Genomic DNA, 14,743 nt, shown 5'->3' with positions numbered 1-14,743 from the left:
TAAGGTTTGCTTTTCCAGAAACGAATTACTTCATTTCTCCTTCAGAATACGTATTTAACATCTCTTCTACCATACTCCACTCTTCATCCGTTTCAATCGGGAATAACGCTAAATCATCGTCGCCTTCTTTTTTATCTTCGTAGCGGAAGGCGTGTACTTCAACTTCTTCCTCTTCGTTTTCCTCAGCACCAGCATCAACTAGTACCATATATGATTTCTCTGTTTCATCGACATCGAATGTGAATAATACATCAAATAAATGCTCGTCCCCATTTTCATCCGGGATTACAATACGTTCTCTTTCTTCTGCCATGTTGGATACACCTCTTTTGTTTAATGTAGCGCTGTTCGGTCTAAATACCCTTGTAAGATCATGACTGCTGCCATTTTATCAATCACTTTTTTGCGTTTCTTCCGGCTAACATCAGCTGAAATTAACATCCGTTCAGCTGCCATTGTGGTTAAGCGCTCGTCCCATAATTCAACGGGAAGTTCAAACTTTTCTTTCAACTGTTCAGCAAACGCTTGGCAAGCTTCTCCACTCGGTCCGATTGTTCCATTCATATTTTTCGGGAGGCCGACAACTACCTTTTTAATAGCATACTCATCAATGATGGATCTTATACGGTCCCAGTCCTTGTCAGGCTGTTCAAGATCTCGCTTAATCGTTTCTATTCCTTGTGCTGTCCAACCCATTTCATCACTTACAGCAACGCCTATGGTTTTGGAACCCACATCTAAGCCTAATACTCTCATTCCTTCTCCCTTTGGTGCTGTGATAAATAGGACTTTACTAGTTCTTCAATGAATTCATCACGTTCTAATTTCCTTATTAATGTTCTGGCATCATTGTGCCTTGGAATGTAGGCTGGGTCACCTGATAATAAGTAACCTACAATCTGATTGATTGGGTTGTACCCCTTTTCCTCAAGAGCTTCATATACCGTTAACAAAACTTCCTGGACATCCGCCTTGATTGAATCATCATGAAAATCGAATTTCATCGTATTGTCCATAGAGCTCATCACCCACACCTCTTTCTCAAACTGCCCTTAAAATCATCGTACTTTATCGTTACTTCTATTGTACACTACTTCGCATCATTTAGGAAATTGATTTAACGAATTCGTGTACGTAGCTTAAAGCTTCTTCTAGTTGCTCTGGATTTTTACCACCAGCTTGTGCCATGTCTGGACGGCCTCCACCGCCACCACCACAGCGACTAGCGACTTCTTTCACTAATTTCCCTGCATGGTATCCATCTGAAACAAGATCTTTCGTAACTCCTGCCACAATACTAACCTTACCATTATTAGCGGCACCTAAAACAACAATACCTGAACCAATGTCATTCTTTAACGTATCAACGATTGAACGTAATCCATCCATATCTGCAGCATTTACACTTTTTGCGAGAACCTTCACGCCATTTATTTCAACGGCATCATGAATGAGGTTTCCTGCTTCCATATTCCCCAATTTAGCTGATAACGATTCATTTTCTTTTTGCAAATCACGAATTTGTTGTTGCAAGCCCTCGACACGAGCTGGAACTTCTTTGACATTTTTCGCTTTAACTGCTGCAGCTGTTTCTTTTAACAAGTCAATTTGGCTGTTCATATAGAGGTAAGCTCCTTGCCCAGTGACCGCCTCAATTCGACGAACACCAGCACCGATACCTGATTCAGAAACAATCTTAAATAAACCAATTTCAGCTGTATTATTCACATGACAACCACCGCAAAGCTCGATGCTATAATCACTCACTTGGACAACGCGAACAACATCACCATACTTTTCACCGAACAACGCCATAGCTCCCATCGCTTTCGCTTCATCGATTGCTTTATTCTCAATGTTCACAGAGATTGCCTGCCATACTTTTTCATTAACGATTTGCTCAATGGTTACGAGCTCTTCCTCAGTCACTTGACCAAAATGAGAAAAGTCAAATCGCAAGCGATCTTCTGATACAAGAGAACCCGCTTGGTTAACATGCTCACCTAACGTCTCCTTTAACGCTTGATGCAGTAAATGTGTTGCTGTATGGTTTTTCACAATACCAATACGGCTTGTCTCTTCAACCGTTGCCTGAACTATATCTCCTGTACGCAAGCTTCCGTCTGTGATTTTTACCGTATGGAGGTTCTGCCCATTAGGTGCCTTTTGAACATCTTCAACCTCAGCAGTTACCTGTTGACCTTTTAATGTCCCTTTGTCAGCAACTTGTCCACCACTTTCAGCGTAAAAAGGTGTCTCATTTAAGATCACTTGAATCTCATCACCCGCTGTAGCGACATCAACAACCTGCTTATCTTTAACAATCACTTCAACTTTTGCATCAGCTGTTAATTGCTCATATCCAACAAATGTACTCTCTGCCGTAATATCAGCTAGCACTTGATCTTGAATTTGCATGGAGTCCGTTTCTTGGCGCGCTGCTCGTGCACGCTCTCTTTGGCGCTCCATTTCTGTTTCAAATCCATCGCGGTCAATAGTCATTCCTTTTTCTTCAACGTATTCTTCTGTTAAATCAACTGGGAATCCATATGTATCATATAATCTGAATACATCCTCACCACGGATGACCGTTTCATTTGCTTGTTCTGTTTGCTCAATGATCTTTGCTAAAATAGCTAAACCATCATTGAGTGTTTCATGGAATCGCTCTTCCTCATTTTTCATCACTTTTTGAATAAAGGCTACCTTTTCTTTTACCTCTGGATAGAAATCAACCATGATATCAGCTACGACTGGAACGAGTTCATACATAAATGGGCGCTCAATTTGAATAAGCTTTGCATAGCGTACAGCACGACGCAACAAGCGACGTAAGACGTACCCACGGCCTTCATTAGATGGTAGAGCCCCATCAGAAATCGCAAAACTCACTGTACGAACATGGTCTGCAATCACTTTGTAGGAAACATCTTTGTCATTCGATTCACCATACTTACTATTAGAAATCTCTTCAGTTGCCTTAATAATTGGCATAAATAAGTCCGTATCGAAGTTGGTCGGTACATCTTGAATCACCGATACCATTCGCTCTAATCCCATACCTGTATCAATATTTTTCTTTGGTAATGGTGTATATGAACCGTCTGGATTATGGTTATATTGAGAGAAGACAAGGTTCCAGATTTCTAAGTAACGTTCGTTTTCTCCTCCAGGATAAAGCTCAGGGTCATTTGGGTCGTCCCCATAAGCTGGTCCACGGTCATAGAATATTTCCGTATTTGGTCCACTTGGCCCTTCTCCAATATCCCAGAAGTTCTCTTCCAAACGTATAATCCGGCTTTCATCTACCCCGATTTCCTTATTCCAGATTTCAAATGCTTCGTCGTCTTCTGGGTGAATGGTTACAGATAGTTTCTCGGGTTCAAAACCAATCCACTTTTCACTGGTCAAAAATTCCCAAGCCCAGTGAATCGCTTCCTTTTTAAAATAGTCACCAATTGAAAAATTCCCGAGCATTTCGAAAAATGTATGGTGACGGGCCGTTTTACCAACGTTTTCAATATCATTCGTACGAATTGATTTTTGTGCGTTCGTAATCCGTGGATTTTCCGGGATGACACGACCATCGAAATATTTCTTTAGTGTCGCAACACCACTATTAATCCATAACAATGTTGGATCTTCATGCGGAACTAACGATGCACTCGGTTCAATATCATGCCCTTTTTCTTGAAAAAAGTCCAAAAACATTTGTCTCACTTGTGCTGACGATAAATTTTTCATAAAACTTCCTCCCTAAATTTTTTAGACATTGATCAGCGAACATCTGATGGAATCTAGTTTATTGAATCCCGAATCCTCACTTTTAAGCTAAGTATCTCTTTGAATCGAAGGCCCATGCGCCTTTCACCTATGTTAGCGTACTCTCGGGAGGCCCCTTTGCCACTACTCCGACTTAACTTCTTCCTCTTCAGGGACCTAACCTTCTACTTCAATCTAAGGCGGTGCGAGTAAGCTTACTTCCTTGATGTTTCTCACATGCTAGCGCACTCCGCCCCTTTGCCACTACCCCGAAAGACTTCTCCTTCTCCAGGGAACTCACCTTCAACTTTCAATCTAAGGCGGTGCGAGTAAGCCTACTTCCTTGATGTTCCTCACATGTTAGCGCACTCCGCCCCTTTACCAAAAAAAACTCTCAATCCCTAAGTCAGGGACGAGAGTTATTCACGCGGTACCACCCTGGTTATGAATAGGTTTCCTATTCACCACCTTCAACAACCGTAACGTGGTTGAAGCGGCAGGGTTCTCCTGCACTCCGGAGTAGCGTTCTGTTAATCTTCGTATAGGGTTTCTTCCAGCCACGGAAACCCCTCTCTTTATACGGGCTTTAACATACTCGGTTCCATCAGCGTTTATTTTTTCATTCATTTGTCGCCTTCAACTTTAGACCAAAATCTATGCTTTTTTCATTATAGAAATCTAACGAATGAATGTCAATCTTTCATCAAATTTGCTCGCACATGAAGGAGGATTACTTTAATAATTGCCAATGTCGGTACCGCTAACACCAAACCAAAGATTCCCCCAATTTCGATTCCAATAATTAAGGCGAGCATAATTAAGACAGGGTGCATATGCAAAGTCTTTCCGACAATGACAGGTGAAAGAATGTTACCTTCTACTTGCTGAAGTACAAAAATAACAATGGCCGTATAAAGAAGCATTTCCATCGATTGCATCGCAGCCACAATCAAAGCAGGAACTGCACCAAGAAAAGCACCAAAATATGGGATAATATCAGTCATCCCGATAAAGATCCCGAGAAGCACAGGGTACGGCATACCGATGAGCCATAACCCAGTCATTGCTAATAACCCAACAGATAGGGACACGAGAATTTGTCCGCGAATATAACGACCAAATGACTTATCAACATCATGAATAAACGCAATGCTCTCTTCACGCCATTTTCTTGGCGTTAAATACCAAGCTGTTTTCTCAACCAACTTAAAATCCTTAAGTAAATAAAAAACTAAAAACGGGATGACAATAAAATAAATTAACGAATTTAAGATTTGCTTAATAACATCAATGATTCCAGCAACAAAACGATCTAAATATTCCTCTAGTCCACCAATCCATTCTTCAACATGTTGGTGTACACCCTCTGGCATTGTATTCAAACGTTCATTAAAAAATTGAAACCAGACTCGAAACGTTTCCGTAAATTCTGGAATGTTAGCTGCAAAGTCTTTTAATTGTGAAACAATGTACGGCGTACCACGAAAAATGAGGTAACCGATCCCACCAAAAAAAATGAAGTAGATCAGTAAAACGGCAAGTGGACGTGGTAACCCCATATCATGAAGTTGTTCAATCACGGGGTGCAGCAAATATGTAATTAAACCTGCAATAAAAAAAGGAATCAGAACTTGTATAAATAAATCAACTATCGGTCTCCAAGCTGGAGATAATTTCATCACGACATACCCGCATAATAAGATGAGCAACAAATTCGCCAAGCGAATTAACCATTGTAAGCTAGATGCTTTCTCCATAAGCGCCCTCCATACCAATAGTTTGTTCAAAATGTTTCCGCTTTATGAAGAAATTCTCATTGCTTATAGGAGTGATATTGAAGACATCTGAGTCCTCTTCCTTCACCAGTTTCCACACAGTAGCACACTCTTAAAGGACCCAGCTTTCAAATTCTAAAAGGCGATGCGAGCGGACTTACTACATTGCTATTCAACATGAGCTACCTCTCGTTCTCCCTTCATGCTAGGTAGCTCCGCCCCTTTACCACAAAATAACCCTCCCGACAATGGGAAGGCTAACGTACAGCAATTGTAACTGTATCACAGTTACTAGACACTCATATCTTGATCTTCAAATAAATCATCAAGCGAACTTAACGAACCATCCTCTTCCACTTGATGAAGCGAAAATCGACCATTTACAATCGACATTTCAACAAAACAATTCCAACAGTAATATTGATTAGAGCCAATTTTACCTATATCTTTACAATTACAATTTGGACAACGCATCATAGGCCTCCCTATGCATCAAGATTAATGACAAGGATATCTTCACCAATTGTAAGAGGTTCGTTGGTGCGAATCACCTTTCGTCCCTCTTTAATATCAGCAAGTAATCCCTCTGTCACTTCATACCCTACAATGATGCCCATTTCTTCCATAAAATATACATCTTCTACCAACCCAAGCTTTTCTCCCTCAGTTGTCATCAAGGTTTTCCCTAAAATTTTATTTTTACCTTGTGTCACCGAGTACAGAGACTCGTGGCTTTTTTGGATTGGCTCCAATTGTCCCTTTTGACCATCGACCATGATGACATCATGACTAAGAGAAGTAACCGCATCGATCGGCACAAACAAATCGCGATTTAACCAACCTTTTTTATCCATTACTAAGCCAACAACGACACCCTTTTCGTTAAATAGAAGATCTTCTACCTTTCCCAGCTCTGTTCCAGTATCAATATCAAAAACTGTTCGTTCATTTAAGACTGAAAATGTTCGCAAAGCGATCCCACCTTTTTCGAACATTTTTAGTCTATCGCGTTTTACCTGCTTTCATACACTGTTACAGTTCAAGCTTGATCCTTGGATTCATCCTCTAAGGCGTCGCGAAGCTTTTCTTTTAGCATCGACTGCCGATTCGATTCATCTTGACGCTCAATCGCGACATTTAAAGCTGACATTTCTCCACATAGGATTAAATAATCTTTTGCACGTGTAATCCCTGTATAAATTAAATTTCGCTGAAGCATCCGATAATAGCCTTTAACAATCGGCATGATCACAATCGGAAATTCACTGCCCTGCGATTTATGAATCGATGTACAATAGGCTAATGTAATTTGATTTAAATCTTTTTTCGGATAAACCACTTCAATGCCATCAAATGAAACGACTAGTTGATCTTCTTTATCAACATTCTCCTTCGCATAAAAAATCGAAACAATCTCGCCACGGTCGCCATTATAAACGTTTTCTTCAGGGTTATTAACGAGCTGAAGGACAATATCCCCCGTGCGATAACTCGTATCTCCAAATGTGATTTCTCGTTTTTGCTCTGTTTTTGGGTTAAATAAATTTTGTAATAAAACGTTGAGCCGAGAAATTCCAGCATTACCGCGATACATAGGTGCTAACACTTGAATATCTTTTGCTGTATAACCCTTCTTTGATGCATTTCGACAAATTTGCTCGATCACATCATCGACTTGATCTTGCTGACAAGGGAAAAAGCGCCGATCCGGCTTGGCCTCAGTTACATCTGGAGGCAAGTGCCCACGTTTCATATCGTGGGCCATTTGAATAATTGAAGACCCTTCAGCCTGACGATAAATATCGGTAAGTCGTACGGTTGGAATCATATTTGCTTTTAATAAATCACTGAACACTTGTCCAGGACCAACAGATGGCAGTTGGTCCTCGTCACCAACAAGAATGACTTGCATCGCGTCAGGAAGTGCTTTAAACAATTGATTGGCAAGCCAAATATCGACCATCGATACTTCATCGACAATCAGCAAGGAGCCTTCCAATGGGTTGTCCTCATCTTTCTCGAACCCACTATGGCCACCTTTCCACCCTAACAAACGATGAATCGTGAATGCAGGTAGCCCTGTTGCCTCACTCATCCGTTTAGCAGCTCTTCCTGTCGGTGCAACAAGTAATACAGGAAATGGTTCTTCTTTTTTATAATCTTTGGGATCTAATGACACGCCATGGAGGGTAGCATAGGTTTCAACGATTCCTTTGATCACCGTTGTCTTTCCTGTACCAGGTCCACCGGTAAGAAGCATAATGGGTGAAGATAGCGCTGTTTGAATCGCTTCTTTTTGAGAAGGAGCATATTCAATTCCGAGGCGTTCTTCTAACTCACCTAACGCTTTCAAAAACTCTGACTCTGGAAAACGTTCATCATTCCCATCTTCGATCATCATTCGTTTCAAATTCGTTGCTAACCCTTTTTCAGCAAAATAGAGGGAAAGAACGTAGACCCGATCTTCCTCAAGGACGAGTTTTAATTCCTCATTTAAGCGAATAATTTGCTCTCTGATGTCTTCATTCTCAATTGTCACCGTAGCATCACTCAGTAAGTCACTAACTTCATTTGTCAATTGTTCAAAAGGCATAAACACATGTCCATCTTGCAAGCAAACTTCTTGGAGCAAATACAAGCATCCTGCTCGTATTCGGTCAGGGTGATTACCAGAAATCCCTAGTGAAGCACCGAGAGCATCGGCTTTTTTAAATCCTATCCCTTCAACATCACTGATCAATTGATACGGATTTTCCTTGACGGTATTCAGTGTTTCTTCACCGTATACTTGGTATATTTTCATGGCCAACTCTGTTCCAAATCCGTACTCTGCAAGGGCAATGATGACCTGCTCTACACCTTGCTCAGCAACTAACGTCTCGTAGAGAAGATTTGCTTTCGCTTCAGTTAGCTTTGGAACGTTTTCAAGGACTGATGGATTTTCTAAAATCATCGAAATCGCATGCTCCCCTAAGGTTCTGACGATTTGTTCTGCCATCTTTTTTCCTATGCCATAAAACCGATCACTTGATAAATACTGGATAATGCCGTGTGCCGTTTGTGGAATATCCTTACGAAATTGCTCGACTTGGTACTGTAAACCAAACTTCGGATGTTCTTTAAAGTTGCCAAAGAAAAGATACACTTCATCTGCCTCAATCCGTGGCAGCACTCCGACAACAGTAATTGATTTCTCCTCAAACGCCTCAGTTGTTTCATGAATTTTAATTTTAGCTACGGTATAAAAATTATCTTCATTGTGAAAAATTAAATGCTCCAATTCACCTTTGATAAAGGTTTGTTGCTCATTGGTTTGTTCTAGAGAAGACTGGTTTTCCATCATAGTCTCGCCCCTATTCTTCCGCTAACACTTCCTCAATTTTCTTCTTCCCATTACCTGCAAGGAGATGATCCGGTTGAATCTCTAATGCTTGATTAAAATAGTTTAACGCACGCCGTGGATCATCTTTATAAGCGTAGGCCACACCTAAATTAAAAAAAGCGTCCGCATGGTTGTCGTTTCCAGCAATAACCGCTTCAAATTCTGTAATTGCCTCATCGATTTGTTCTAATTGAGCCAGACATAGCCCATATTGAAAACGAGCATCTAGATCTTCAGGATTACGTTCAGCAGCTGTTTTTAAATTGGCTAGAGCATGAGGAAGGTTGCCTTTTTGATAGTAAGACATCCCTAACATAAAATAGACATCCGCCTCGTCCAACTTGTTTTTGATTGCTTTTTGAAACATATCAATCGCATCATCATATTGCTCTAAATTATAAAACGCATTACCAGCCCCGTAATGAGCTGTTGCTGTCGTTGGTTCAATCTCAAGAGCGCGATCAAAAAAGACAATCGCTTTTTCTAATTCGCCGACCATTGCTAGTAAATTTCCAAAGTTGGTATAAGCTACTGCATCTTTTGGGTTTTCTTCGATTGCTTCATTAAATAATTTAGCAGCCTCTTCATATTGCTTTTCACGCATATATTTTACGCCTAATTCATTTTTATCCGTCATTGTTGCCATCCTTTCTTCGTCAAACCTTACTACATTAGAGTATAGCAAAAATCGACACCTTCTTGAATCCAAAAAAGAAAGAGGCTGGGACAAAAGTTGGTTTTACCTTTTGTCCCAGCCTCGAAGCGATGAACGTAACCGCCACCTTCTTTTAAAAGCCCGTTGTGAGACTCACAACGGGCTTGTGACGAGTGAAGCCATTGCCAATAGTTTAACTAGTTTTGTCCCGAACCCTTTCTTTAATGACTGTATCGATTGTTCCTCCACCCAAGCATTCATCACCATCATAAAAGACGACCGCTTGTCCTGGTGTAATGGCACGCTGTGGCTCCTCAAACAGTACTTCAACCTCACCGTTTGCTCTCGGAATCACGCGTACAGGCTGATCGGTTTGTCGATATCTAAATTTCGCTGTACACGTAAACTTTTCTGTTCGTTTTTCATCCGTTACCCAGTTTATATCTGTCGCTATCAAGCCTTCAGAATATAAACCTGAATGGTGAAATCCTTGTCCGACGAGGAGAACATTTTCTTTGAGATCTTTTCCAATCACGAACCAAGGCTCACCTGCACCACCGATACCTAGTCCTTGTCTCTGACCTAATGTGTAATACATTAATCCGTCATGCTTACCCTTTACCTCACCATCTAACGTCTTCATTTCCCCTGGTTGAGCTGGTAAATATGAACTTAGAAATTCTTTAAAATTCCGTTCACCAATAAAGCAAATCCCCGTACTGTCCTTCTTCTTTGCTGTTGCCAGATCAGCTTTCAAAGCAATTTCACGAACTTCCGCCTTAGGCAAATGCCCAATTGGAAACATCGCTTTTGATAGTTGTTCCTGGTTCAGCGCATTTAAAAAGTACGTTTGGTCTTTATTGTCGTCAACGCCGCGAAGAAGGCGGAACTTATCATCACGTTGTTCAACACGTGCATAGTGTCCAGTAGCTAAATAATCAGCTCCGAGCGACATCGCATGATCTAAAAATGCCTTAAATTTAATTTCTTTATTACACATTACATCTGGATTTGGTGTCCGCCCAGCTTTATATTCATCAAGAAAATAGGTGAACACTTTGTCCCAATATTGCTTTTCAAAGTTAACCGCATAATAAGGGATTCCAATTTGGTTACAAACCTGAATCACATCATTGTAATCCTCCGTGGCTGTACATACACCATTTTCATCGGTATCATCCCAATTTTTCATAAAGATACCTATAACGTCATAGCCTTGTTCTTTTAATAATAATGCTGTTACTGATGAGTCTACACCACCAGACATACCGACGACGACGCGAGTATCTTCAGGTTTCTTTTGTTGTCTATCCATAAGCTCACCACCAATTATCTTCAAACCTATAGCCTTTTCCTAGCTTTTTATCTACCTACTGTTTAATTCGCTTAACAATCTTGGCAACTTCAACAGCTACTTTTTCGATTTCATCAACTGTATTACCTAAACCGAAACTAAAACGGACGGCTGAGGCAATCCGTTCGTTTTGACTAAACATCGCCGCTAATACATGTGACGGTTCAAGCGAGCCAGCTGTACATGCGGAGCCACTTGACGCAGCAATCCCTGCAAGATCTAAATTAACCAAGAAAGATTCAACGTTCACCCCATGAAAACTAATATTTAAAATATGAGGTAATCGATGATGCTGATGGCCATTGATTTCAAACTCGATTTGTTCATCGTTTAGAATATCAACCATTCGTCTACAAAGCAATTGATATGTTTCCTGTCTTTCAGGCATGGTATGAAGTGCAATTTCAACCGCTTTTGCAAAGCCAACAATGGCCGCGATATTCTCCGTACCTGCGCGTCGCTTTCGCTCTTGTTCTCCCCCATGGAGATGTGGCTCAAGTTTAATCCCTTCACGAGCATATAGGAAACCGATCCCTTTTGGTCCGTTGATTTTATGTGAGGAAACAGATAAAAGGTCAACTGGAAGTGCTTGGACATTAATATCCAGAGTACCATAGGCTTGCACAGCATCGGTATGAAAAGCAATGCCTTTCTCGCGTAAAAATCCGCCTATCTCTTCAACCGGTTGTAACGTTCCGACCTCATTATTTCCATACATAATCGTTATAAGGATGGTCTCTTCACGGACCACCTGCTTTAGGTCATCAAGCGAAATGCAACCAAATGAATCAACCGGCAGATAAGTGACCTCAAAACCAAGTTTTTCAAGGGCTTGACACGTATGAAGAACTGCGTGATGCTCGATGGCTGACGTAATAATATGGTTCCCACGGCTTCGGTTTGCTAGCGCATAGCCAGTAATCGCCATATTATCAGCTTCAGTTCCGCCACTTGTAAAAATAATTTCATCGTCTTTTGCCTTTATACTGTTAGCCATCACTCGCCGTGCTGAATCTAGTGCATGACGGTTTTCCCGACCAAAATGATGGATACTCGACGGGTTCCCAAAATGCTCTTTTAAATATGGAATCATTGCATCGACAACATCTGGGTGTACCGGTGATGTTGCGGCATGATCGACATAAATACGTTCCACGTTTTCGTTCACCTTCTTACTATTATCACACGATTTGCTCGAATTAAAACCGTGTAAAAACAAAATCTGTCATAAGTATACCCTAATGACTTAAATATAGAACATGTAATATTCTTGATCGCCACTGTCTTTATACGTCGCAAGATCATGAAGTGTCGTATTATCTAACACTTCCTTTACTGCGTCACGGATTTTAATCCATAAATCACGTTTGGCAGGCTCCTCATCATCCATAACCTCCACTGGGCTAATCGGCCCTTCTAAAACACGGATAATATCCCCTGCTGTAATTTCAATTGGTTCCTTGGCAAGCATATATCCTCCATATGCACCGCGAACACTCTTAACGAGCATGGCATTACGGAGCGGTGCAATCAACTGCTCCAAATAATGCTCTGATAAATTATGATCCTTCGCAATCGATTTTAACGAAACGGGACCTTCACCGAACTTCTTTGCTAATGCCATCATGATCGTTAGCCCGTAACGTCCTTTTGTCGATATTTTCATTATTTACCCCTCTTTCTATCACTCGGTCAACAAATTGTTGACATTGTGGTAATGTAAACCCTACAACTGTTCCGATTCCAAAACTAAATAAAATCGTACCAATAAAAACAGGTCCACCTAACAACCAGCCAACAGTCAGGACAATCACTTCCATCCCACTTCTGACCCATTGCACTTTCCAGCCTGTTCGTTGCGTTATAGCTAGCATTAAGCTGTCTCTGGGCCCTGCACCACACTTAGGTGCGATGTATAGCCCCATACCATACCCTATAATAATGATACCCAAAAATAACATCAAGAATTGTCCGTACAACGAACTTGGTGTTTCCAGAATAAAATAGAACACATCTACAAATACACCAACAAGAACCATATTAATAAAAGCCCCTGCTTGTGGCCATTCTTTTGTAAGCAACGTTGATAAGACAATAATAAAAAAGCCAGCAATCACTGTCCACGTTCCAATTGTTAAGCCAAACTGAAGCTGTAAACCAATATGTAAGACATCCCATGGTGCACTACCAAGGTCAGCTTTAATCAATAGTGCAATCCCAAAAGACATAATGATTAATCCAACCATAAAAAATAGCCAACGTAATAAAAAACGCTTCGTCCTCACTTCCATTCGCCCCTATCCTATCTCTTAATCTCTCGTTTGTTACGCTTACACTCGAAAGTGAATGATTTATCAAAGCGCTTTATTATTAATTTATAAAGTCCCTGCCATTATAGCATGAAAATAATAGATATTGTATTTTCGCATAGGAAAACTTATTGAAAATTTCGGAGTAAGCTCTTTTTATTCTCAGGGCGTCTGTTTTTGTTTACACTAAGGATAGAGATTCGAGCGATTGGAGAGATATAATGAAGAAACAGCCATTAGCATATCGGATGAGACCCAAAAAAATCGAAGAAATTATCGGACAACAACACCTCATTTCAAAAGGGAAGCTTCTCCACCGCATGGTCAAAGCGAATCATTTATCATCAATGATCTTATACGGACCTCCTGGGACTGGAAAAACATCAATTGCAACCGCCATTGCCGGTAGCACAGATACACACTATAAGTTGTTAAACGCGGTTGTCCACAATAAGAAAGACATGGAAATTGTTGTTGAAGAAGCAAAAATGTCAGGGAAACTTATTTTAATTCTTGATGAAGTCCATCGCCTTGACAAAGGAAAACAAGATTTTTTATTACCATTTTTAGAGAAAGGGCTCCTCACGTTAATCGGAGCGACAACCGCAAACCCATATCACGCCATCAACCCAGCGATACGAAGTCGTTGTCAAATCTTTGAGTTACATCCATTACAACCAGAGGATATCAAAGAAGCCATACTGCGTGCCGTTCATGATCAAAGCGATGGACTCGGAACCTATAATGTCGATATAGATGAAGATGCACTTAATCATCTTGCAATCGCTTGTGGAGGGGATGTCCGTACCGCCTTAAATGCATTAGAACTTGCTGTTTTATCATCGAAAGAAAGTGACGGCAAAATTACTATTGATCTCAAAACGGCCGAGGAATGCATTCAGAAAAAAAGCTTTACTCATGATAAGAATGGTGATGGACATTATGATGTTCTCTCCGCCTTTCAGAAATCCATCCGTGGTAGTGATGTCGACGCTGCCCTCCACTATTTGGGGCGCCTAATCGAGGTTGGAGATTTAACGAGCATCAGTCGGCGATTACTTGTAACGGCGTATGAAGATATTGGCTTGGCTAATCCACAGGCTGGACCAAGAGCCTTAGCTGCAATAGAAGTTGCTGAGCGAGTTGGCTTCCCTGAAGCGCGCATTCCACTTGCAAATACAGTAATTGAGCTCTGTTTGTCTCCAAAATCAAATTCAGCCTATAAAGCACTCGATCATGCATTAGCAGATATTCGCAAAGGACATACCGGTGAAATTCCGTCACACTTAAAAGACGCCCATTATCAAGGAGCCAAAGACCTTGGCCGTGGGGTCGACTACAAATACCCGCATGATTATGAACACGGCTGGGTCAAGCAACAATACCTCCCTGATCGCTTGAAAAACAAAACGTATTATCAACCGAAAACGACCGGAAAATTTGAACAAGCACTAAGCGAGATTTATAACAAGCTTAAGTAAGCCACCTCATGCACAATAGACAGCT

General features: G+C 40.9%; 14 protein-coding genes and 1 other annotated feature. Of the genes, 1 reads left to right on the top strand and 13 read right to left on the bottom strand.

Annotation, left to right across the window (positions count from 1 at the left end):
- Positions 1 to 25 precede the first annotated feature (25 nt).
- The 13 genes from KH400_RS02885 to KH400_RS02825 all read right to left on the bottom strand — a co-directional run bounded on the left by KH400_RS02885 (position 26) and on the right by KH400_RS02825 (position 13,219).
- Complete coding sequence (locus KH400_RS02885) at positions 26 to 313, bottom strand: DUF1292 domain-containing protein (RefSeq protein ID WP_217221693.1); 288 nt, start codon at positions 311 to 313, stop codon at positions 26 to 28.
- A gap of 20 nt (positions 314 to 333) precedes the next feature.
- Positions 334 to 756 carry a Holliday junction resolvase RuvX gene (gene ruvX / locus KH400_RS02880; RefSeq protein WP_217221692.1) on the bottom strand — a complete coding sequence of 141 codons (423 nt, stop codon included), beginning with the start codon at positions 754 to 756 and terminating at the stop codon, positions 334 to 336.
- Positions 753 to 1,025 (bottom strand): IreB family regulatory phosphoprotein, encoded by a 273-nt coding sequence (locus KH400_RS02875; RefSeq protein ID WP_217222085.1) that lies wholly within the window; start codon positions 1,023 to 1,025, stop codon positions 753 to 755. The genes ruvX and KH400_RS02875 overlap by 4 nt, the downstream gene beginning before the upstream one ends.
- 79 nt (positions 1,026 to 1,104) lie before the next feature.
- Positions 1,105 to 3,744 carry an alanine--tRNA ligase gene (gene alaS, locus KH400_RS02870; protein ID WP_217221691.1) on the bottom strand — a complete coding sequence of 880 codons (2,640 nt, stop codon included), beginning with the start codon at positions 3,742 to 3,744 and terminating at the stop codon, positions 1,105 to 1,107.
- Between the two features lie 423 nt (positions 3,745 to 4,167).
- Positions 4,168 to 4,379, bottom strand: a binding site (T-box leader).
- A gap of 75 nt (positions 4,380 to 4,454) precedes the next feature.
- Entirely contained in the window at positions 4,455 to 5,519 is a 1,065-nt protein-coding gene (locus KH400_RS02865) for an AI-2E family transporter (protein WP_217221690.1), read from the bottom strand.
- Between the two features lie 309 nt (positions 5,520 to 5,828).
- A complete protein-coding gene (locus tag KH400_RS02860; protein ID WP_217222083.1) occupies positions 5,829 to 6,011 on the bottom strand; it encodes a YrzR-like zinc ribbon domain in 183 nt (60 codons plus the stop codon).
- Between the two features lie 11 nt (positions 6,012 to 6,022).
- Positions 6,023 to 6,508 (bottom strand): PRC-barrel domain-containing protein, encoded by a 486-nt coding sequence (locus tag KH400_RS02855; protein WP_217221689.1) that lies wholly within the window; start codon positions 6,506 to 6,508, stop codon positions 6,023 to 6,025.
- Between the two features lie 68 nt (positions 6,509 to 6,576).
- On the bottom strand, positions 6,577 to 8,877 hold the full coding sequence (gene recD2 / locus KH400_RS02850; RefSeq protein WP_217222081.1) for an SF1B family DNA helicase RecD2: 2,301 nt from the start codon (positions 8,875 to 8,877) through the stop codon (positions 6,577 to 6,579).
- 13 nt (positions 8,878 to 8,890) lie between these two features.
- Positions 8,891 to 9,556 carry a tetratricopeptide repeat protein gene (locus KH400_RS02845; RefSeq protein ID WP_217221688.1) on the bottom strand — a complete coding sequence of 222 codons (666 nt, stop codon included), beginning with the start codon at positions 9,554 to 9,556 and terminating at the stop codon, positions 8,891 to 8,893.
- Positions 9,557 to 9,767: 211 nt separating this feature from the next.
- A complete protein-coding gene (gene mnmA, locus KH400_RS02840; protein ID WP_217221687.1) occupies positions 9,768 to 10,889 on the bottom strand; it encodes a tRNA 2-thiouridine(34) synthase MnmA in 1,122 nt (373 codons plus the stop codon).
- A 55-nt stretch (positions 10,890 to 10,944) separates the two neighbouring features.
- Positions 10,945 to 12,084: a cysteine desulfurase family protein gene (locus tag KH400_RS02835; protein WP_217221686.1), complete on the bottom strand. Its 1,140-nt coding sequence runs from the start codon at positions 12,082 to 12,084 to the stop codon at positions 10,945 to 10,947.
- 90 nt (positions 12,085 to 12,174) lie between these two features.
- Complete coding sequence (gene cymR / locus KH400_RS02830) at positions 12,175 to 12,594, bottom strand: cysteine metabolism transcriptional regulator CymR (protein ID WP_217221685.1); 420 nt, start codon at positions 12,592 to 12,594, stop codon at positions 12,175 to 12,177.
- A complete protein-coding gene (locus tag KH400_RS02825; protein ID WP_217221684.1) occupies positions 12,527 to 13,219 on the bottom strand; it encodes a YczE/YyaS/YitT family protein in 693 nt (230 codons plus the stop codon). Before KH400_RS02825 ends, cymR begins: the two co-directional genes overlap by 68 nt.
- Before the next feature lie 239 nt (positions 13,220 to 13,458).
- On the opposite strand from KH400_RS02825, the gene KH400_RS02820 reads away from it, so the two are divergent.
- Positions 13,459 to 14,718 (top strand): replication-associated recombination protein A, encoded by a 1,260-nt coding sequence (locus KH400_RS02820; protein WP_217221683.1) that lies wholly within the window; start codon positions 13,459 to 13,461, stop codon positions 14,716 to 14,718.
- The last annotated feature ends 25 nt before the right edge of the window (positions 14,719 to 14,743 follow it).

It is taken from the genome of Desertibacillus haloalkaliphilus (assembly GCF_019039105.1).
Taxonomy (GTDB): Bacteria; Bacillota; Bacilli; order Bacillales; family KJ1-10-99; genus Desertibacillus; species Desertibacillus haloalkaliphilus.
The sequence above is the reverse complement of the archived record's forward strand: the minus strand, read 5'-3'. Positions and strand labels throughout refer to the sequence as shown.